Source organism: Rhizobium sp. BT04 (genome assembly GCF_030053135.1).
Lineage (GTDB): Bacteria > Pseudomonadota > Alphaproteobacteria > Rhizobiales > Rhizobiaceae > Rhizobium > Rhizobium binxianense.
In genome coordinates this window covers 2,368,194-2,388,998 of sequence record NZ_CP125652.1, presented here as the reverse complement: position 1 = coordinate 2,388,998, position 20,805 = coordinate 2,368,194, and the positions used below count along the sequence as shown (strand labels likewise).

Genomic DNA, 20,805 nt, shown 5'->3' with positions numbered 1-20,805 from the left:
ATGGCGGATGAGGAAAAGGCAAATTCGCTTGCGGCATTTGCCTATAAGCATGCGACCTTCATCATCGCCGCTCTTGCCGGACTGGCGGTCTTCCTGGCTGTGACCTCGCGTGAGGTCAGCGCCGGCAATATCCTGTTCGGCTGGAATGTCAGCGCCGGCGTTTTTGTCGCGCTCAGCTGGCGCAAGATGCTGCGGGCGACGGTCGAAAGCATCCGCAAACGCTCCGCGGATCTCGATTTCTCCGACACCGTCCTCCTGGCTCTTTCGATCGGTACCGCCCTTGCCAGCATCGCCGGCATCGGCATCGAGCTTCATTCGATCAAGGAGGCAGCACCTGACGTTGCGCTGGCACGGGCAGGTGCGGCGATTTTGACCATCCTGATCTCCTGGATCTTCCTGCATACGCTTTTCACCATCCACTATGCCCATTATTTCTATGGTGGGGCGGACGAGGAGGGCGGCCTCAAGTTTCCCGACGGGATCGAAGAGCCGGGCTACTGGGACTTCCTCTATTTCTCCTTCACCATCGGCGTTGCCGCGCAGACGGCGGATGTCGCGGTCAGTTCGACCAGCATGCGCAAGCTGACGCTGCTGCATGCCGTGCTGTCGTTCCTGTTCAACACGACGATCCTGGCGCTGGCGATCAATGTCGGGGCGAGCCTGCTATAATGCGGCCTTGCCGGAGCGGGTGGCCAATCACCTGCTCTTCAAAACGGAGGGTATGATGGACAGCGCCTCAAGCCGGCCCCGGCCGGCCGATCTCATTCTTCTCCTGGGCAGGCTGCTGCTGTCGCTGATCTTCCTGCACGAAGGCTTGGTACTCGCCTCGGATATCACCGCGACGCTCGACACTTTCGCAAAACTGGGGCTGTCGGCGCCGGTGGCATTTGCCACCATTGCCCTTCAGCTCGGTGCCGGCCTTTCCCTTGCGACAGGCTTCCTCACCCGGCTTGGTGCACTGGCGCTGGGGCTCTTCTGCCTGGCGACCGCCTTGCTCTTCCACACGAATTTCGCAAGCCAGAACGAGCTGCTGCATTTCGAGAAGGACCTGGCGATTGCCGGCGGCATGTTCGTGCTGACGGCTTCAGGTGCGGGATCGATATCGATCGACAGGCTGCTGCGAAAGCGAACAAACAGAATGCATCCCTGGCTCAGGGCGGTATTGTCGTAAGCATGCGCCGAAGCGATATCATCTTGAAAGACCACGTGCTAAAGGGACGCCGCCCCAGACGCTCACCGCGCCCTGTCATTAGAAACAAGGTGACGGAGGGGCTGCGTTTCTGCTCACAAGATCGCTTGGCCGGCCATCAGCGCAAGGACCAGGAAGATCAGGAAGATCACCAGTGCAATCCCGAAGAGAACGCGGGCGATCGTTGCGGTGGCTGCGGAGACGCCGGAGAAGCCGAAGAAGCCGGCGATGATCGAAATCACGAAAAAAATCAGAGCCCATTTCAGCATGACATCATCCTTTTCGTTTGCCTGAGAAAGACGCCGCAGCCGGGAAATTGTTCCGGATCGTGTAGAACGGAATAACGCGATAGAACCGTGGCGTCTGCCGGCCTTTCGATGCAGACGCTCAGCCGTGATTGATCATCACGTGGCGCACGGCGGTGTAGTCTTCCAGCGCGTAGACCGACATGTCCTTGCCGTAGCCCGACTGTTTGAGGCCGCCATGCGGCATCTCGTTGGCCAGCATGAAGTGCGTGTTGATCCAGGTGCAGCCATATTGCAGGCGGGCGGCGGTCTTCATGCCGCGGCCGATATCCCTGGTCCAGACGGAGGAGGCGAGGCCGTAGTCGCTGTCGTTTGCCCAGGCAATGGCATCGTCGGCCTGGGAAAAGCGGGTGACCGAGACGACCGGGCCGAAGACCTCGCGGCGGACGATCTCGTCGTCCTGCTGGGCGCCTGCTATGACGGTCGGGGCGAAGAAGAAGCCCTTGTCGCCGGAGACCTTTCCGCCGGTGGTGATCTCCATGTGCTTGTGTTCGGAGGCGCGGGCGACGAAGCTTTCGACGCGGTCGCGCTGGCGCCTGGAGATCAGCGGACCGATTTCGTTTTCGGTATCGTCGGCCTGGTTGAAGCGGATGCTCGCGACGGCCGAGGAGAGGTCGGCGACGAAGTTGTCGTAGACCTTGGCATCGGCATAGATGCGGCAGGCGGCGGTGCAGTCCTGGCCGGCATTGTAATAGCCGAAGGTGCGGATGCCGGACACGACGGCATCGATATCGGCATCGTCGAAGACGATGACCGGCGCCTTGCCGCCGAGTTCCAGATGGGTGCGCTTGACCGTCTTGGCGGCGGCCTGCAGCACCTTCTTGCCGGTCGCGACATCGCCGGTGATCGAGATCATGCCGATCTTGGCGTGGTTGATCAGGGCGTTGCCGACGCTTTCGCCGCGGCCGAGGATGACGTTGACGACGCCTTCGGGAAGGATTTCGGAGAGTAGTTTTGCCATTTTCAGCGCCGTCAGCGGCGTCTGTTCCGAAGGCTTGAAGACGACGGTGTTGCCGCCGGCGATCGCCGGCGCCAGCTTCCAGGCCATCATCATCAGCGGATAGTTCCACGGCGCGATCGAGCCGACGATGCCGATCGGATCGCGGCGGATCATCGAGGTGTGGCCGGGCAGGTATTCGCCGGCGGCCGGGCCGTGCAGGTTGCGCACGGCGCCGGCGAAGAAGCGATAACAATCGACGATCGCCGGGATCTCGTCGTTCAGCACTGCATTGATCGGCTTGCCGCAATTCAAAGCCTCCAGCGTCGCGAAGCCCGCGGCATCCTTTTCGATCGCGTCGGCGATCTTCAGCAGGTAACCGGAACGCTCGCCCGGCGTCGTCTGCGACCAGCTTGCGAAGGCTTTTTCGGCGGCATCGACGGCGGCGTCGATTTGGGAAAGTGAGGCCTCGGGAAGGTCGATCACCGTCTCGCCGGTCTTCGGGTTCAGGATGTGCTCTTCCGTCTCCGTGCCTTTTTCGAAGCGGGACCCGATCAGCATTTGGATATCCATGATGTTCTCCCTGTTATTTGCCGGCGCCGGCGATCTGGTCGCCGTCGCGGGTGAGGTAGTAGGCTGCCAGGATCGGCAGGAAGGTGACGAGCACCACGACCATGGCGACCACATTGGTGACGGGGCGCTGGCGCGGGCGAATGAGTTCTTCGAGCATCCAGATCGGCAAGGTCGATTGCTGGCCGCCGGTGAAGGTGGTGACGATGACCTCGTCGAAGGACAGCGCGAAAGCCAGCATGCCGCCGGCCAGAAGGGCGGTGCCGATATTCGGCAGGATGACATGGCGGAAAGTCTGGAAGCCGTCGGCGCCGAGATCCATCGACGCCTCGATCAGCGAGCCGGATGTGCGGCGGAAGCGGGCGACGGCATTGTTGTAGACGACGACCACGCAGAAAGTGGCGTGGCCGAGCACGATGGTCCAGACCGAAAACGGGATGTCGAACAGGCTGAAGGCGGAGCGCAGCGCTATGCCGGTGATGATGCCGGGAAGGGCGATCGGCAGGATAACCAGCAGCGAGATCGCCTCGCGGCCGAAAAATTTCGTCTGGCTGACGGCTGCCGCACAGAGCGTGCCGAGGATCAGCGCGATCGCGGTGGCGATGACGGCGACCTGCACGGAAAGCCCGAGCGCCGACCAGACATCCGGCCGGTTCCACGCAACAGTGAACCACTGCAGCGTCAGGCCGGGCGGCGGCCATTGATAACTCTTTTCCTCGGTGGTGAAGGCATAGACGAAGATCAGCAGGATCGGCAGGTGCAGGAAGAGGAGGCCGACGGCAGCTGCGATCTTCAAAGGCAGCGGCGAGGTCTTAAGATCAGAGCGCATCAAAAGCCCCCATCTTCTTGGCGAGCGAGAGATAGAGCGCCATGATGACGATCGGCACGACCGAGAAGGCGGCCGCCAGCGGCACGTTGCCGGCCGTTCCCTGCTGGGCATAGACCGCCTGGCCGATGAATAGCCTGGACGAGCCGATGATCTGCGGGATGATGTAATCGCCCAATGTCAGCGAGAAGGTGAAGATCGAGCCGGCGACAATGCCGGGCAGCGCCAAGGGCAGCAGCACGGTGCGGAAGGTCTGGCGTGGCGTGGCGCCGAGATCGGCCGAAGCCTCGATCAGGTTGCCGGGCACACGCTCGAGGGCTGCCTGCGTCGGCAGGACCATATAGGGAAGCCAGATATAGACGAAGACGATGAAGGTGCCGAGGTAGCTCACCGACAGCGAGTTACCGCCGATGATAGGCAGGTTCAGGATGCCGTCGAGCAGCCGGGAGAGATGGAGCTTTTCGAAGATCCAGGTAAGGATGCCTTCCTTGGCAAGGATCAGCTTCCAGGCATAGATCTTGACGAGATAGCTCGACCAGAGTGGCAGCATGACGCCGAGATAAAACAGCGCCTTCCATTTGCCTTGCGCATAACGCGCCGCGTAGTAAGCGATCGGAAAGGCGATCAGGGCAGAAGCGATGGTGACCAGCGCTGCCATGACGACGGTGCGGATGATGATGTCGAAATTCGTCGGGCTGAGAAGCTGGGCATAGGTCGAGAGGGTGAATTCGTAATTCACCAGGCCGGAGAAATCGTCGATCGAAAAGAAGCTCTGCAGAAGCAGGGCGATCAGCGAGCCGATATAGATGATCCCCAGCCAGAGCAGCGGCGGCGTCAGCATCAGGAAGAGCAGCAGCTTCGGGCGCCGCCAGAAAGCATCCGACAATTGGCCGAAGAAACCGCCGCGCCCCGGAAGGATCGATGTCTTGCCGCCTGACATGGTGAGGGTTGTCATGCCGCATCATCCATATAGTGGATATCGGCAGGTTGCCAGGCGAGACGGATGCCGGCGCCGACATCGGGCACGGGCGCGCCCGCAGGCAGCATGACGTGCAGCCGGCTGCCCTTGAGATCGACGCTGAGACGGGTGGCTGCGCCCAGGAAGCTTGCGTTTTCGACTTTCGCCTCGACGCCGTCGCTTGCCAGCCGGATCGCTTCGGGACGGAGGCTTGCCCAGCGCTTCTCGCCGCCGAGCGAGGCCATCAGATCAGGCGCGATGACGTTTGAGGAGCCGACGAAATCGGCGACGAAGCGGGTCTTCGGGCAGCGGTAGATATCCTGCGGCGTGCCTTGCTGAACGATGTTGCCGTCGTTGAAAACGGCGACGCGATCGGCCATGGACAGCGCCTCGCCCTGATCGTGGGTGACGAAGACGAAGGTGATGCCGAGGGCGCGCTGCAGGCTCTTCAATTCCTCCTGCATCTGCTCGCGCAGTTTCAGGTCGAGTGCGCCGAGCGGTTCGTCGAGCAGCAGCACCTTCGGCTTGTTGACCAGCGCGCGGGCGAGCGCCACGCGCTGCCGCTGGCCGCCGGACAGCTGGCCGGGGCGGCGGCCGCCATAACCCGGCAGCTTGACGAGTTCGAGGGCATCGCCGGCAGCCTTCATCCGTTCCGCCTTGCCGACGCCCTTGACCATCAGCCCATAGGCGACATTGTCGAGAATGTTGAGATGCGGGAAGAGCGCGTAGTCCTGGAACACGGTGTTGACGTTGCGGCGATAGGGCGGAACGCCGTCGGCCGTCTCGCCGAAGATCTGGATATGGCCTGATGTCGGCTGTTCGAAGCCGGCGATCAATCGGAGACACGTCGTCTTGCCGGAGCCGGAGGGTCCGAGCATGGCGAAGAATTCGCCCGGCGCGATTTCGAGATCGACGCCGTCGACGGCGCGCACCTGGCCGAAATGGCGCGATACCTGCTGGAAACGGACGGCTGACGTCATTTGAGGGCTCCAGATCTTGGATGTTTAGAGAGGGCTCGGTCTTGGTTATTGAAGACCCCGCCCCAAACCCCTCCCCACAAGGGGGAGGGGCTTAACCTGCCGTACCCTTTCGCAAATACCTTGGCGTTTCGGCAGGATTCGACGGTGCCACTCGCAGCCCCTCCCCCTTGTGGGGAGGGGTTGGGGAGGGGACTTTACCCCCGCGGACCGGCCCGATTCACCGCCCGCCGATCACGCCGATATAATCCGACACCCAGCGATGATAGGGCACGCATTCGCTCTGCGTCGTGCATTTGGCGACCGGGGTCTTCCAGAACTTGATCTTGTCGAAGTGATCGAAGCCGTTGGTGGCGCAGCCGGTGTCGCCCATCAGCTCGTTGCCCTTGCAGGCGGCGGGAACGGAGGGCACGGCGCCGAACCACGCGGCTGCATCGCCCTGGACCTTGGCCTTCAGTGAATGTTCCATCCACATATAGGCGCAGTTCGGATGCTCGCTGTCGGCGTGCAGCATGGTCGTGTCGGCCCAGCCGGTGACGCCTTCCTCCGGGAAGGTGGAGGCGATCTTCTGCTTGTCGGCCTGCAGCAGGTTGACCTGGAAGGGCCAGGAGCCGGAGGCGACGACGCCTTCATTCTTGAAGTCGTCGATCTGGATCATCGCGTCGTGCCAGTAGCGGGAGACCAGCTTGCGCTGGCCGCGCAAGAGGTCGAGGGCGGCCTTGTACTGGTCCTCGGTCAGTTCATAGGGATCCTTGATGCCGAGATCCGGCTTGTGGGCCATCAGATACATGGCGGCGTCGGCGATATAGATCGCGCCATCATAGGCCTGGACGCGGCCCTTGTTCGATTTGCCGTCGGGCAGCGTCTGCTCCTCGAAGACGACGTTCCAGCTGGTTGGCGCCTTGTCCTTGAAGGCATCGGTATTATACATCAGCACATTCGGCCCCCAGAGATAGGGCACGCCGTAATGCACGCCGCCGACCGTATACCACGGGCCGTTCTGCAGGCGCTCGTCGACGGTCTTGAAGCTCGGGATCAGATCGGTGTTGATCGGCTGGACACGTTTGCCGGCGATGAGGCGCAGCGACGCGTCGCCCGATGCCGTGACGAGATCGAAGCCGCCCTCGTTCATCAGCGAGACCATTTCATCCGAGGTGGCGGCGGTCTTGACGGAAACCTTGCAGCCGGTCTCCTTTTCGAAATCGGTGACCCAGTCGTAGTTCTTGTCGGTTTCGCCGCGCTCGATATAGCCGGCCCAGGCGACGATGCTGACCGCGCCTTCGGCTTTGCCGAGCGCCTTCAGCGGTTCGGCGGCGATCCCCTGCGTCGCAAAGCTCAGGCAGGCGAGTGCCGCCGTGCAGGATTTCAACAGATTGGTCATCATCCGTCTCCCGGTCTGGTGCCACTTTCCGTGGCGGTTTGTTCCCGGATGAAAAGGTGACGCGAAAAAGCCGCTTTCGCAAATTCATTTATCAGAAAGGCGTTATCGGAAATTCCGATATCATCGGATGCGGCCGGAGCGCAGGCTTTCGGCGATGCCGACGAAATCGCGTGCCGCCTGCGGCAGGCTGGAGCCCTTGCGCCAGACCATGCCGACCTGGACGACCGGCAGCGAACCGGAGACGTCACGGCTTTCGATACGATCGCCTTCCAGCGACCAAGGGCGATAGACGAGATCGGGAAGCAGCGCCACGCCGGCGCCTGTCGCCACCAGGCTGCGCACGGCCTCCACCGAGCGGGTGCGGAAGGCGACATGCGGGCGGGCGCCGAGCGCCGAGAGCAGCTTGCCGGTGTTCTCCTCGATTTCGTCGACCGTCAGCATGATCAGCGGTTCGCGGGCGATGTCGGCGACCGAGATGATGTCGGCCGATACCAGCAGATGGCCCATCGGCAGCCATAGACGGTAGGGCGAGGTTTCGAGGATTTCCGCCTGCAGCGCCATGCGATCGCGCAGATTCGAGATCACCATGACGGCAACATCCAGTTCGCCGCCGACCAGGAGGTGTTCGAGATAGCCGCCATTGTCCTCGATGGCGCTGACCTCGATGCCCGGACAGGCGCGCCGGTATCGCGCCAGAAGGTCGGAGAGCACGTAGCCGGCGACAAGCGAAGTGACGCCGATATTCAGCGTGCCGGAGAGGGCGCTTTGCTGGCCGGAAAAACTGGTGCGTGCATCGGAGACGGAGGCCAGAATCTTGGTCGCATGGCGCAGAAACTGGTGGCCGTTATGGGTGATCGTCAGGCCGCGCGGATGGCGCTCGAACAGCGCGACGCCGAGGTCGGTTTCAAGCTCCTTCAGCGCTTCCGTCACCGAGGATTGCGAGATCGAAAGGTTCTGTGCAGCGCGAGTCACCGAACCCTGTTCGGCGACGGCGACAAAATATTGAACCTGGCGAAGCGTGAAGGCCATCAGCGTTTAGAGCATGGTGGAATAGGCCGTGGCAAGCCGCTTGGAGAAGCGGACCTTTTTTGGTGTTTTCTTTAAATGGCGCAGGCTTCACACGCCCACTTAAACTTTCGGAAACGTGATTTCCTTAACGTTCTCAGCACTTGTCCTGCGTTGGAGTTTCAGATGGCGGAGCAGTTGGCGTGAAGGCCTTACTGCGCATCTTCCGGCCTTCCCGGAAATTGGCAATCATCATCGGTGGAGTCGCTCTTCTGGCGGGCGTTTCCGGCGGTGCGGCCATCTATGTCGGCAAGGACAGGCTGATCGGTGCCGCCGGTGGTGGCTACGGGCTCGAATGCAGCGACGTCAACCTGGTGACGATCCGCAAGCAGAACCGCGTCTGGGTGCGCAAATACATCAAGACAGAACCGACCGACGGGATGACGCGCGTCACGACCGCACTTCGTGTCGCCCAGGCCGTTTATGCCGCGCAGAAGCCGGATCTGGTGCAGGTGGTGGTCCTCGACGAGAACGGCCCCACCCTGCGCGCCGACATTCGCGGCCGGGCGATCGGCGCCGATGTCGTCTATATCCCGCATCCCGACAAGGCCGTTCCCGGCCTCGACGACAAGCCCTATACGGCGCGCTACTATGACGGCAAGGCCAGCGAAAACGGGCTGTTCTTCGGCGAGCGGATAGACATGCCGTCAGACGAGGTCGCCATGATCAGCGCCGCTTTCAAGGATCCGGAGGATTGCGTCGATCCGGTTGCGGTTGGCTCGACGAAGAACGGCGAAAAAGCTAAGGAAACGAAGGCTGCGGGTGGCGGTCATGGTGCCGCCCCTCCGGCCGAACGCGAAGCGGCGCCTGCGCCGGAGGGCGGGGGCGCCGATGTGGTGGCTGAAGCCCCGGCCGAAGAGCCGCCGGAAACCGCGCCCGCCAAGGCCCACTGAACGGATGGCATGAAAATAGCGGAACGCCGGCTGGCACTCCGCTTCGTTCTTCTCTGTTTTCTTCCGGTCAGTCGGCCTTGTTGCGGCGGGCCGGGAAGAGGATGACGTCGCGGATCGACGGCGCGTTGGTCAGAAGCATGATCAGGCGGTCGACGCCGATGCCGAGGCCGCCTGCCGGCGGCATACCCTGGTCGATCGCGTCGAGGAATTCCTCGTCCAGCTGCTTTTCCTTTTCGCCACGGGCATGCGCCTGTTCGAGCTGCTCGACCATGCGGCGGCGCTGCTCTTCGGGATCGTTGAGTTCCGAGAAGGCGTTGCCGAGTTCCCAGGCGTTGCAATAGGTCTCGAAACGCTCGACCAGGCGTGGCTCACCCGGCACTTCCTTGGCGAAGGGTGAGATATCCTTCGGGAAATGCGTGACATGCGACGGATGGATCAGCGTGGATTCGACCTTTTCCTCGAAGATGAAGGCGAGGCATTCGCCCCAAGTCCAATCCTTCTCGACCGCGAAGCCGGCAGCCTTGGCGGCGGTGCGCGCCTCTTCATCGGTCTTGATGGCGAGGAAATCGATGCCGGTGGCTTCCTTGACGGCATCGGGCATCGGCACGCGCTTGAACGGCCCCTTGAAGGACAACCGCTTGTCGCCGAAATCGAATTCCGTCGTGCCGTGAATGGAGAGCGCCAGGCCTTCGAACAGCCGCTCGACGAGGTCCATCATGTCCTCGTAATCGGCATAGGCCCAATAACATTCCATCATCGTGAATTCGGGATTGTGCCGGGTGGAGACGCCTTCGTTGCGGAAGTTCCGGTTGATCTCGAAGACCTTGTCGGTGAGACCCGAGACCAGCGTGCGCTTCAAGAACAGTTCCGGCGCGATGCGCAGATACATGTCGAGCTTCAGCGTGTTGTGATGCGTCTTGAACGGCTCGGCGGTGGCGCCGCCATAGATCGATTGCAGCATCGGCGTTTCGACTTCCATGAAGCCGTCATTCTCCATGAAGCGGCGGATGCCGGAGACGATCTTCGAGCGCTGCTGGAAGCGAAGCTTCGAATCCTCGTTGGTCATGATGTCGAGATGGCGCTTGCGATACCGCAGCTCGATGTCGGAGAGGCCGTGCCATTTCTCGGGCATCGGCAGCAGCGACTTGGTCAGCATTTCGATCTTCTGGGCGTTGATCGTCAGTTCGCCGCGCTTGGTGCGGCGCACGATGCCCGTGACGCCGATGATATCGCCGATGTCGATCATCGGCAGCAGGGCGCGGGCCTCTTCCGGCGTCGTGTCCTTGTGGCTGAAGATCTGGATCTTGCCGGAAGCGTCATGGATATCCATGAACATGCCCGAGTTGCGCGAGGAATAGACGCGGCCGGCGACGGTGACGACATCCTGTGTCTCGACGTCGGGTTCCAGTGATTCATATTTGGCGCCAAGTTCGGCATTGGTCAGCGTCCGGTGGAAATGCGCCGGATAGACGTCGCCGATCTGCTCGCGCAGCAGCTTCAGCTTCTGGGCGCGCACCTCAGTCGCGTCGGAGGAGAGGGTGTTTTCGGTCTTGTCGTTCATATCTTTTGCCTCATCGATGCGGCACGAATTCTAAATCAACGGTTCCGCGGTTCGAAGCGCGGCGGCTGGCTCGGTGCTAACCCTCCCTACAAGGGGAGGGGTTTACACTGTCATTTCGAGCCGACGAGGGCGGCGACTGCCTGTGCGGCGAGTTTCAAGCGCTGGCGCACCACGGAGCGACCGAGGATCGCCATGGAATCGAAGAGCGGCAGCGAGCGCGACGAGCCGGACACGGCCACGAAGAGCGGCGAGACCACGACCTTCAGCTTCTTGCCCATGCGGTCGGCGATGGCGCGCAACTCCGCTTCGATCGTCTCGACATTCCATTCCAGGATCTTTTCGAGATCCGGCTGAACGGTGTTGAGGATCTCGAGGATCTCTTCCGGCGGCGACTTGATCTTGGCGAAATCGGAAGGCTGCAGGCCGAGATCTGATTTCAGCAGGAAGCCGGCGAGATCGGGCAGTTCGCCGAGTTTGGAGATCCGCGTCTGCGACAGCCGCAGACCTTCCTTCAGGCGGTCGTTTTCCATCGCCCAGGCAAGCACGCGCGCCTGGAATTCCTCTTCGGAGAGCTTCTCGCGGATCCAGCGGCCGTTCAGCCAGTCGAGCTTCTGGATGTCGAAGATCGCGCCTGCTTTGGAGAGGTTCTCCGGGTCGAACTTCTCGGAGAGTTCATCCATCGTCAACAGCTCTTCGCCTTCGGCGATCTGGATGAAGAACAGGCCGAGGAAGTTCATCAGCGCTTCGGGAATATAACCGAGCGCGGAGTAATAGGAGATCGAGGTCGGGTTTTTGCGCTTCGACAGCTTCGACTTGTCGGCATTGCGCATCAGCGACAGATGCATGAAGACCGGCTGGTCCCAGCCGAAATAGCGATAGAGCAGGATGTGCTTCGGCACCGAAGCCAGCCACTCTTCGCCGCGCGCCACATGGGTGATCTTCATCAGATGGTCGTCGATGACGTTGGCCATGTGATAGGTCGGCATGCCGTCGGCCTTGATCAGCACCTGCATGTCGACGGAATCCCACGGGATGGAGACATCGCCATAGACGCCGTCCGTGAAGTCGCACGAGCCTTCGGCCGGGATCTTCATGCGGATAACGGTCGTTTCGCCAGCGGCCATGCGCGAGGTGACTTCCTCGGCCGTCAGGCTGAGGCAGAGACCGTCATATTTCGGCGGCTTGCCGGCGGCGCGCTGGCCCTCGCGCATCTGTTCGAGGCGCTCAGGCGTGCAGAAACAGCGGAAGGCATGTCCCTTGCCCAGCAGTTCCTGTGCGTAGGGCTGGTACATCTGCTTGCGGTCGGACTGGCGATAAGGGCCGTAGGGGCCGCCGATATCGGGGCCTTCCTTCCATTCCAGCCCGCACCATTTCAGGGCGTCCAGCACCTTCGTCTCGAATTCCGGGGTCGAGCGCGTCGCATCGGTATCCTCGATGCGCAGGATGAACTCGCCGCCGTGCTTCTTGGCGAAGAGATAGTTGAAGAGAGCGATGTAAGCGGTGCCGACATGCGGCTCGCCGGTCGGCGAGGGAGCGATGCGGACGCGGACGCCGGTAGCTGTCCCGGAAACTGTCATTGTGTGTGCCCGTCAATGAATGCCGGACGGTATTCGCGGGAAAGCGATGTTCGGCCGGAAGGATGCAGATATCTTCATCGGCAAACCGGCCGAAAAAGGGCATTCGCCCGCACCATTCGCCGATCGTCCGTTCGGCTGGCCTTAGGCCATATTCAACCGGGCGCGTCAAGAAAAACCACACCTGCAAAGGCCCGATGGCAGCGAGGTGAGGCGCGCCGGTTTCGCCGCGCCTCCCACTTCAGCCTCAATGCGTGCCTTCGCGCTTCCGCTTGCGGGCATTGCGGGCGAACATGTTCAGCACCTCGACCAGTGCCGAGAAGGCCATGGCGGCGTAGACGTAGCCCTTCGGCACATGGAAGCCCATGCCGTCGGCGATCAGTGTCGTGCCGATCATCAGCAGGAAGGCGAGGGCCAGCATGACAATCGTCGGGTTCCTCTCGATGAAGTTGGCAAGCGGGTTCGCGGCGACCAGCATGACGGTGACGGCGGCGATAACGGCAATCACCATGATCGGCAGATGCGGCGTCATGCCGACGGCGGTGATGATGCTGTCGACCGAGAAGACGAGGTCGAGCAGCAGGATCTGGCCGATCGCCGATGCAAAGCCTGTCGTTGCCGACGTTGCGATGAAATCCTCCTGGTGGTCCAAGGGATCGACGGTGTGGTGAATTTCCTTGGTGGCTTTCCAGACGAGGAACAAGCCGCCGGCAATCAGGATCAGATCCTTCCAGGAGAAGCCATGGCCGAAGGCCGTAAACAGCGGTTCGGTCAGCTGCACGATCCAGGCGATGGTGCCGAGCAGCGCCAGGCGCATGACGAGGGCGAGACCGATGCCGATCTTGCGGGCCCTCTCCCGGTGCTCAGGCGGCAGTTTGTTGGTGAGAATGGAAATGAAGATCAGGTTGTCGATCCCGAGAACGACTTCCATCACCACCAACGTGATGAGCGCCACCCAGGCGGCCGGATCCTGAATGAGCGTCATGATTTCCTGCATCAGCTTATATCCCTCTTGCGTCACATGATTGGAGGACGCGCGCAATGTAGTGTCGGCGGTCCGCCACGCAAGCGCCGCAAGGGGGTATACGAAATCGATGTGACTTTTATTCCTTAATCGGCAACCAGATTTCAGTGGTGCCCATGCCGGTATAGGGGTCGAAGCGCTCGTCGTAGCGTTCGAACATATCAGGCACCTCGCCGTGCTCCAGGCCCGAGGTCGGCCACCAGGTGCCGAAAATCCGGTTCATCGTCGCCGGAATACCCGAGACATGGCCGCGATGGGAAAGACGACGTAGCGCTGGCCGGGAAGCTTGAGCGTCGCGAAATCCGCCGGCAGATCGCCGGCATCGGAGACTTCGACTGCGGCCATATAGCGGAATTTCTCCGCTTCGCCGTCGATATGGGTGCAGACGCCATAGGCGACGTTGCCCTTCTGGCCGGAGACATGGCCGAAATGGACATTGAACTTCTGCCAGAGAGAGGGGATGGCGGCATTGCCGCCATAGGGGTAGATTTCCTGCAGGCCGGCAACGAGCATCGGCTGCAGGGTTTCGAAGCGGGGCGGTTCGAGGTCGTTGAGGTGGGCGGGGTCCATTCTGATCGGCTCCAGCAAGATAAGGTTACGGGCGTGGCCCTGTCTGCGCACCGCATCCGGCGTCATGCCGAACTGGTCGCGGAAGGCACGGGTGAAAGCCTCGTGCGAGCCGTAGCCCGCGCAAAGCGCAACCTCGAGAACGGTGGATGAGCCGTCGACGAGCGCGGGTACGGCGCGGCTGAGACGCCGCCCTCTTATATAACCGCTGATCGAGTGGCCGGTGACGAGCCCGAAGACACGTGACAGATGGTAGCGCGACAATCCGGCTGCTTCCGATATCTCTTCCAGCGATAGATCGTTTTCGAAATGGCTTTCTATGAACCAGATCGCCCGTGCGACGGCGCTCATCCTCATTCTCCTGATTGCAGCTTCTTCCTTAAAGAAAAGCCGGCAGCCGGATTTGATCGCTATTGCGGGATTTTGGCCAACGGGAAGCGGCGGTCAAGGGTGCGGTCAGGTGGTCTCGTGCCGGCGCGCGCCGTAGGCGGCCATGAAGACCCGGATCGCACCGCGGATGACACGGTCGATTTCCTCGCGGGGCGGCGGCTCTTCCATGCTTCCGAACAGGCGGAGCTTGAAAAAACTGCCGCTGGCGAGATCGAGAAACTGGCCGGCGGCCAGGTCGATGTCGTCGATCTCGAGCCTGCCTTCGGCGACGTGCCGTTCCAGGAAGTCGCGCATGATGGTGCGCAGGTTTTCCGGGCCCTTGAAAAAGCGCTTAGAGAGCACCGGCATGCGGTCGCGCACGCCGAGAACGGTGCGCATCGCGTTGATGACCTTTTCATCGGTCATATAGGTGACGAAGCTTATCCCGAATTCGTACAGGCCGGCTTCGGGATCGTCATGTTCGGCAAGCGCTGTGCGCACGGCCGCCACGAAGGCGGCGCGCTCGGTCTCGATCATCGCCGAAAACAGCTCTTCCTTGTTGGTGAAATAGACGTAGAGCGTTCCCTTGGAGACTCCTGCCTCGCGCGTCACGTCGTTCATGCTGGCGGCGTCGAAACCCATTTTCATGAAGACGCGCTTGGCGCCGGCGAGAATCTGCTGGCGTTTGGCCGGATCTTCGCCCGCGGCAAATCGGCCTCCCCCAACGGGGGGGCTCAAGACGGCGGCGTGGTCGGGTTTCAGCGTCATGTCTCCTTAACCGTGTTCACGATTTCGTATTTTCATTAAAAGAAATCGAACCGATTGGTTCTATACACCTTGATATGACGGGAAAACAGGTTTAAGTCAACTGAACCGAACCGTTCAGTTCGATTATTTACTCCAAATCGGTAAAGTGGCCATGTCGAGCAACCAGAAAAGTAACGTCGCGCGGATCGTCAGCGAAAACGCCCGACCCGAAGAGGCAAAGGCCGAGGTCGTGACCGTTGCTGAGGCGCCGACGGCGGAAGTCCTGGAAAAGCCGTCTGCCCCCGCGCAGTCGGCGCCGGCTTCGGTTGCCACGCCCGCGGCTGCGAAGAAGCGCCGCAGCCCGGTGCTGCCGATCGTCGTGCTTGCTCTTCTCGCCGGCGGCGGCTGGTATGGTTACGAATGGTGGACGAACGGCCGCTTCATGGTGTCGACCGACGACGCCTATATCGAGGGCGATATCGCAACGATTTCGCCGAAGGTCACGGGCTACGTCGCGAAGGTGAATGTGGTCGCCAACCAGGAAGTCAAAGCGGGCGACGTGCTCGCCACGCTTGATAACGGCGACTATCAGAACGCCCTCGACCTGGCCCAGGCCCAGATCGCCACCGAACAGCTTTCGCTGCAGCGCATCGACGCACAGATCGAAGGCGCCAATGCCAGCCTCGTGCAGGCGCGGGCGCAGAAGGTGGCACTCGAAGCGGCCGTTCGCGGCGCCGAGATCACCCAGAAGCGCCAAAGCGAGCTTCAGGCGAAGTCGGTCGGCACGGCTGCCGATCTCGACAACGCCAATATCGCCCTTGACCAGGCGAAGGCCAATCTGGCCGGCGGCGACGCCAACATCGCGGTTGCGCATGCCAACGTCACCATTCTTCAGTCCCAACGCCGAGAGGCCGAAGGCTCGGTCCGCTCGCTTGAGATCTCGCGCGACAAAGCCGCCCGCGACCTCTCCTTCACCGTGCTCAAAGCGCCTTATGACGGCATTGTCGGTAACCGCTCGGTCCAGGAAGGCGATCTCGTTTCGCCCGGCCAGCGCCTGATGGCGCTCGTTCCGGTGCGTCAGCTCTATATCGACGCCAACTTCAAGGAAACGCAGATCCAGCATCTGGTTCCCGGCTCGAAGGTCAATGTCCATGTCGACGCTTATAGCGACCATCCTGTTGTCGGCACCGTCGAGTCGATCTCGCCGGCTTCCGGCTCGGTCTTCTCGCTGCTGCCGCCGGAAAATGCCACGGGCAACTTCACCAAGGTGATCCAGCGGGTGCCGGTACGCATCGCGCTGCCGCAGGATGCGCTCGACAGCGGGCGTCTGCGCGCGGGCCTCAGCGTCGTCGTCGACGTCGATACCCGCACGGCGCCGGGCAAGTAAGCCTTTCGAAAGGCGGAAGGCGGAGGTGGTCTGATGGCCGGAAGCGCGACAGCAACAGCCGGGACGATTCCCGCAGCGCCTGCCCACGTCGACGAGCGCATGGATCCGAAGAAGCTCATCGCCTTCTTCGCGATGGTGCTCGGCATGTTCATGTCGATCCTCGACATTCAGATCGTCTCGGCCTCGCTTGCCGAAATCCAGGCCGGCCTTTCGGCCGGCAGCGACGAGGTCGGCTGGGTGCAGACGGCCTATCTGATCGCCGAAGTGATCATGATCCCGCTATCGGGCACGTTGGCGCGCATTATCTCGACGCGTTATCTCTTTGCGATCTCGGCCGCCGGCTTCACCATGGCCAGCGCGCTTGCAGCGACGGCGACGAATATCGACCAGATGATCGTCTACCGGGCCATCCAGGGCTTCATCGGCGGCGGCATGATCCCGTCGGTGTTTGCGGCCGCCTTCACCATTTTCCCGCCGTCGAAGCGCAGCATCGTCTCGCCGATCATCGGCCTGATCGCGACGCTGGCGCCGACCATCGGCCCGACCGTCGGCGGCTATCTCAGCCATGCATTTTCGTGGCACTGGCTGTTCCTCGTCAATATCGTCCCCGGCATCATCGTCACGATCGTCACCTGGAACTTCATCGATTTCGACAAGCCGGAACTGTCGCTCTTCAAGAAGTTCGACTGGTGGGGGCTGTTCTCGATGGGCATCTTCCTCGGTGCGATGGAATATGTGCTCGAAGAGGGCAATTCGAACGACTGGTTCAACGACAGTTCCATCGCGATTGCTGCCGTCGCTTCCGGCGTTGCAGCCATCGTATTCTTCTATCGCGCCTTCACGGTGGATTTTCCTGTCGTCGATCTCAAGGCCTTTGCGAACCGGAATTTCTCCTTCGGCTCGATCTTCTCTTTCGTCATGGGCATCGGCCTCTATGGTCTCACCTATATCTATCCGGTCTATCTCGGCCGTATCCGCGGCTATGATTCGCTGATGATCGGCCAGACGATGTTCGTCTCCGGACTAGCGATGTTCTTCACCGCGCCGATCGCCGGCCGGCTGTCGACCAAGATGGACCTGCGGCTGATGATGGTGATCGGCTTCATCAGCTTCGCCGCCGGCACATACATCATGATCCACCTGACGGCGGACTGGGATTTCTACGAACTCTTCATCCCGCAGATTCTGCGTGGCTTCGGGCTGATGATGTGCATGGTGCCGATCAACAACATCGCGCTCGGCACGATGCCGCCATCGCGCATTCGCGGTGCGTCCGGCCTGTTCAACTTGACCAGAAACCTCGGCGGCGCCGTCGGCCTTGCCGTCATCAACACTGTGCTCACCAACCGGCAGGACGTGCACTACGAGCGGCTGCGGGAGAATATGGATTGGGGCAATCCGGCGGCGGTCGACCAGATGAACAACATGGCCGCCAATTTCAACACCTATGGCATGGATGGCGCCTCGGTCGCGGTCAAGCAGATGGTCGGCCTTGCCACCAAGCAGGCGGTCATCCTCTCTTTCAGCGATATATTCCTGATCCTGACCGTGCTTTTTGTCGCGATGATCTTCGGTGTCGCCATGATCAAGAAACCCGCGCCGCAAGGCGGGGGAGGCGGCGGCGGCCACTGACCTCCGGCCTGCCGCCGTTTGAAAAGGCCCTCTCCGGAGGGCCTTTTTGTTGCGGGTTTCCAGCTTCCGTGCCATCGGGAAAATGATCGCTGGCGGATCGGTTCGAACCGGGCCATCCATGCGGAAAATCGACAAGGAAACCGGCCTGTTCGATTTTTTGATTTACGTACATCAAATTTGGCGTTAATGGTCTCGTCAGGAGGAATGATGAGGCCAACTGTTCACGATATCGCTGCCGCCGCCGGTGTCAGTCTCGCGACTGTCGACCGGGTTCTCAACCAGCGTCCCGGTGTGCGTCACGTCACGCGGGCGAAGGTCGAGAACGCGATCCGTGAGCTCGGTTATATCAGAGATGTCGCCGCCGCCAATCTCGCCAAGGGGCGCACCTATCCGCTGGTCTTCATCCTTCCGGCCAGCGACAATTCCTTCATGCACGGGCTCAATGCCGAGATCCGGCAGGCGATCGTCCGTTCGTCGGCCGAGCGTACCGATATCCGCACCATCGAGGTGCCGGCCTTCGATCCCGCCGCCCTCGTCTCCGTGCTTGAAGGGCTTTCCCGGGAAAAGCCCTGCGGCATTGCGCTGGTTGCGACCGATGCGGCCGAAGTACGCGCCGCCGTCGACAGGCTGGTGCGCGAGCGTTTTCCCATCGTCACCCTGGTTTCCGATCTCACCGGCTCGCTGCGCCATCACTATGCCGGCGTCGACAATATCGCTGCCGGCCGCACCGCCGCCCGGTTGCTCGGGCGATTTCTCGGGCCGCGAAAAGGCGAGATTGCGGTGCTTGCCGGCTCCATGCTGGTGCGCGACCATCGCGAGCGGCTGGAGGGCTTCACCGCCGTTATAGCAGAGGAATTTCCGGATCTGGCGATCCTGTCGGTTCTCGAAGGCCGCGACGACCCGGAGGTCGCCCATGGGCTCGTTGCCGATGCGCTCGCCAGGAATGCCGGCATCGTCGGCGTCTACAGCCTCGGCGCCGGCAATCGCGGGCTGATCCGGGCGTTGAAGGAGAAAGCCGTCGATCGGACGCTGACCGTGATTGCCCACGAGTTGACCGCCCACACCCGCGCAGCACTCCTCGACAACACGATCGATGCGATCCTCAACCAGGACGCCGGCCATGAGGTGCGCAGCGCGATCCGGGTGCTGAAAGCCAAGGCAGACGGGCTTGCCGTCATTGAAGCGCAGGAGCGCATCCGCCTCGACATATTCCTGAAAGACAATCTGCCGTAACGGCAAAGGAGAATACCCCATGTATCTCGGTCTCGATCTCGGAACCTCCGGCGTCAAGGCGATGCTGATCGACGGCGATCAAAAGATCGTCGGCTCGGCCAATGGTTCGCTCGACGTTTCGCGTCCGCATTCCGGCTGGTCGGAGCAGGAGCCGGCCCACTGGGCGCGTGCCACCGAGGAGGCTGTCGCCGGCCTCAAGGCGAAGCATCCGAAAGAGCTGGCCGCGGTCAGGGGTATCGGCCTTTCCGGCCAGATGCACGGCGCGACGCTCATCGATGCCAGCGACAAGGTCCTGCGCCCGTGCATCCTCTGGAACGACACGCGCAGCTACATCGAGGCCGCGGCACTCGATGCCGATCCGCGCTTCCGCGCGCTCACCGGCAACATCGTCTTCCCCGGTTTCACGGCGCCGAAGCTCGCCTGGGTCGCAAAGCACGAGCCCGCTGTCTTTGCTAAGATCGCCAAGGTGCTGTTGCCGAAGGACTATCTGCGTCTTTGGCTGACCGGGGAATATATCTCCGAAATGTCGGATTCGGCCGGCACCTCCTGGCTCGACACCGGCAAGCGCGCGTGGTCGTCCGAGCTGCTTGCCGCCACCGGTCTTTCCCAAGAGCAGATGCCGGCGCTCGTCGAAGGCACCGAGCAGGCCGGCAAGCTGCGGTCTGAACTCGCGGCGCAATGGGGCATATCAGGCGATGTCGTCGTTGCCGGCGGCGCGGGCGACAATGCGGCCTCGGCCTGCGGCATGGGCACGGTCAGCGACGGAGCCGCCTTCGTTTCGCTCGGCACTTCGGGCGTGCTGTTTGCCGCCAACGGCTCTTACCTGCCGAAGCCGGAAAGCGCCGTGCATGCCTTCTGCCATGCGCTGCCGAACACCTGGCATCAGATGGGCGTCATCCTGTCGGCCACCGATGCGCTCAACTGGCATTCCGGCGTCACCGGCAAATCGGCCGCCGATCTTACCGGTGAGCTCGGCGAGACGCTGAAGGCGCCCACAGGCGTCACCTTCCTACCCTATCTCTCCGGCGAACGCACGCCGCACAATGACGCCGTCATCCGCGGCGTCTTCATCGGCCTCGAACATGAAAGCAGCCGTGTCGTGCTCACCCAGGCGGTGCTCGAAGGTGTCGCCTTCGCCATCCGTGACAATCTCGAAGCGCTGCGTTCGGCCGGCACCAACATATCCCGGGTCACGGCAATCGGCGGCGGTTCGCGCTCGCGTTACTGGCTGGCGTCGATCGCGACCGCCCTCGGCGTTCCCGTCGACCTGCCCGCCGACGGCGATTTCGGCGCGGCCTTCGGCGCCGCCCGCCTCGGCCTGATCGCCGCAACAGGGGCAGACCCGATCGCCGTCTGCACGCCGCCGGTAACGTCAGGCACGATCGAACCGGTGTTGGCGCTGACCGGCGCTTACGAGGATGCCTACAAGCGCTATCGGGCGCTCTATCCGGCGATCAAGTCGCTGGCGCATTAGAAACCGGAGCCAGCGGCCCGCTCATCCGCCTGCCGGGCACCGACCGGGGTCGAGCCACGCGTCTCGACCCGTCCTTCGGACCCGGGGAGAAGGTGGCCCGAAGGGTCGGATGAGGGGCCTCTGGCGTAGACCAACA

Annotated in this window: 18 protein-coding genes and 1 pseudogene; 7 read left to right on the top strand and 12 right to left on the bottom strand. The window is 62.0% G+C overall.

The window, feature by feature from the left end; all coding sequences use genetic code 11:
* A complete protein-coding gene (locus QMO82_RS20145) occupies nt 1–669 on the top strand; it encodes a DUF1345 domain-containing protein (RefSeq protein ID WP_183609427.1) in 669 nt (222 codons plus the stop codon).
* A gap of 52 nt (nt 670–721) precedes the next feature.
* The gene (locus tag QMO82_RS20140; RefSeq protein ID WP_183609428.1) at nt 722–1,171 is read left to right on the top strand and encodes a DoxX family protein; all 450 of its coding nucleotides are present in this window, start codon (nt 722–724) and stop codon (nt 1,169–1,171) included.
* 113 nt (nt 1,172–1,284) lie between these two features.
* On the opposite strand, the gene QMO82_RS20135 is transcribed toward QMO82_RS20140, so the two are convergent.
* The 7 genes from QMO82_RS20135 to QMO82_RS20105 all read right to left on the bottom strand — a co-directional run bounded on the left by QMO82_RS20135 (nt 1,285) and on the right by QMO82_RS20105 (nt 8,172).
* Nucleotides 1,285–1,458 (bottom strand): DUF1328 domain-containing protein, encoded by a 174-nt coding sequence (locus QMO82_RS20135; RefSeq protein WP_003552965.1) that lies wholly within the window; start codon nt 1,456–1,458, stop codon nt 1,285–1,287.
* A 118-nt stretch (nt 1,459–1,576) separates the two neighbouring features.
* On the bottom strand, nt 1,577–3,004 hold the full coding sequence (locus QMO82_RS20130; protein ID WP_183609429.1) for a gamma-aminobutyraldehyde dehydrogenase: 1,428 nt from the start codon (nt 3,002–3,004) through the stop codon (nt 1,577–1,579).
* A gap of 13 nt (nt 3,005–3,017) precedes the next feature.
* The gene (locus QMO82_RS20125; protein ID WP_183609430.1) at nt 3,018–3,830 is read right to left on the bottom strand and encodes an ABC transporter permease; all 813 of its coding nucleotides are present in this window, start codon (nt 3,828–3,830) and stop codon (nt 3,018–3,020) included.
* Complete coding sequence (locus tag QMO82_RS20120) at nt 3,820–4,782, bottom strand: ABC transporter permease (protein ID WP_183609431.1); 963 nt, start codon at nt 4,780–4,782, stop codon at nt 3,820–3,822. The genes QMO82_RS20125 and QMO82_RS20120 overlap by 11 nt, the downstream gene beginning before the upstream one ends.
* Entirely contained in the window at nt 4,779–5,765 is a 987-nt protein-coding gene (locus QMO82_RS20115; RefSeq protein WP_183609432.1) for an ABC transporter ATP-binding protein, read from the bottom strand. The genes QMO82_RS20120 and QMO82_RS20115 overlap by 4 nt, the downstream gene beginning before the upstream one ends.
* Before the next feature lie 217 nt (nt 5,766–5,982).
* Nucleotides 5,983–7,143, bottom strand: coding sequence for an ABC transporter substrate-binding protein (locus QMO82_RS20110; protein WP_183609433.1), 1,161 nt, complete (start codon nt 7,141–7,143; stop codon nt 5,983–5,985).
* Between the two features lie 120 nt (nt 7,144–7,263).
* Complete coding sequence (locus QMO82_RS20105) at nt 7,264–8,172, bottom strand: LysR substrate-binding domain-containing protein (protein ID WP_183609434.1); 909 nt, start codon at nt 8,170–8,172, stop codon at nt 7,264–7,266.
* Between the two features lie 179 nt (nt 8,173–8,351).
* On the opposite strand from QMO82_RS20105, the gene QMO82_RS20100 reads away from it, so the two are divergent.
* Nucleotides 8,352–9,101: a hypothetical protein gene (locus QMO82_RS20100; RefSeq protein ID WP_183609435.1), complete on the top strand. Its 750-nt coding sequence runs from the start codon at nt 8,352–8,354 to the stop codon at nt 9,099–9,101.
* A gap of 67 nt (nt 9,102–9,168) precedes the next feature.
* Here the strand turns inward: QMO82_RS20100 and lysS are convergent, their stop codons facing one another.
* From lysS to QMO82_RS20075, 5 genes and pseudogenes are all read right to left on the bottom strand, one after another.
* Nucleotides 9,169–10,662 (bottom strand): lysine--tRNA ligase, encoded by a 1,494-nt coding sequence (gene lysS, locus QMO82_RS20095; protein WP_183609436.1) that lies wholly within the window; start codon nt 10,660–10,662, stop codon nt 9,169–9,171.
* 110 nt (nt 10,663–10,772) lie between these two features.
* Nucleotides 10,773–12,239 (bottom strand): glutamate--tRNA ligase, encoded by a 1,467-nt coding sequence (gene gltX, locus QMO82_RS20090; protein ID WP_183609437.1) that lies wholly within the window; start codon nt 12,237–12,239, stop codon nt 10,773–10,775.
* Between the two features lie 244 nt (nt 12,240–12,483).
* Nucleotides 12,484–13,233: a TerC family protein gene (locus tag QMO82_RS20085; protein ID WP_183609438.1), complete on the bottom strand. Its 750-nt coding sequence runs from the start codon at nt 13,231–13,233 to the stop codon at nt 12,484–12,486.
* 106 nt (nt 13,234–13,339) lie between these two features.
* Nucleotides 13,340–14,178 (bottom strand): annotated as a pseudogene (locus QMO82_RS20080) (GyrI-like domain-containing protein).
* Between the two features lie 105 nt (nt 14,179–14,283).
* Entirely contained in the window at nt 14,284–14,964 is a 681-nt protein-coding gene (locus QMO82_RS20075) for a TetR/AcrR family transcriptional regulator (protein ID WP_183609439.1), read from the bottom strand.
* A 151-nt stretch (nt 14,965–15,115) separates the two neighbouring features.
* Between QMO82_RS20075 and QMO82_RS20070 the strand changes: the two genes are divergently transcribed.
* The 4 genes from QMO82_RS20070 to xylB all read left to right on the top strand — a co-directional run bounded on the left by QMO82_RS20070 (nt 15,116) and on the right by xylB (nt 20,669).
* Nucleotides 15,116–16,330, top strand: coding sequence for an HlyD family secretion protein (locus tag QMO82_RS20070; protein WP_183609440.1), 1,215 nt, complete (start codon nt 15,116–15,118; stop codon nt 16,328–16,330).
* Nucleotides 16,331–16,363: 33 nt separating this feature from the next.
* On the top strand, nt 16,364–17,962 hold the full coding sequence (locus QMO82_RS20065; protein WP_183609441.1) for a DHA2 family efflux MFS transporter permease subunit: 1,599 nt from the start codon (nt 16,364–16,366) through the stop codon (nt 17,960–17,962).
* Between the two features lie 207 nt (nt 17,963–18,169).
* On the top strand, nt 18,170–19,195 hold the full coding sequence (locus QMO82_RS20060) for a LacI family DNA-binding transcriptional regulator (protein WP_183609442.1): 1,026 nt from the start codon (nt 18,170–18,172) through the stop codon (nt 19,193–19,195).
* A 19-nt stretch (nt 19,196–19,214) separates the two neighbouring features.
* Nucleotides 19,215–20,669: a xylulokinase gene (gene xylB, locus QMO82_RS20055; RefSeq protein ID WP_183609443.1), complete on the top strand. Its 1,455-nt coding sequence runs from the start codon at nt 19,215–19,217 to the stop codon at nt 20,667–20,669.
* The last annotated feature ends 136 nt before the right edge of the window (nt 20,670–20,805 follow it).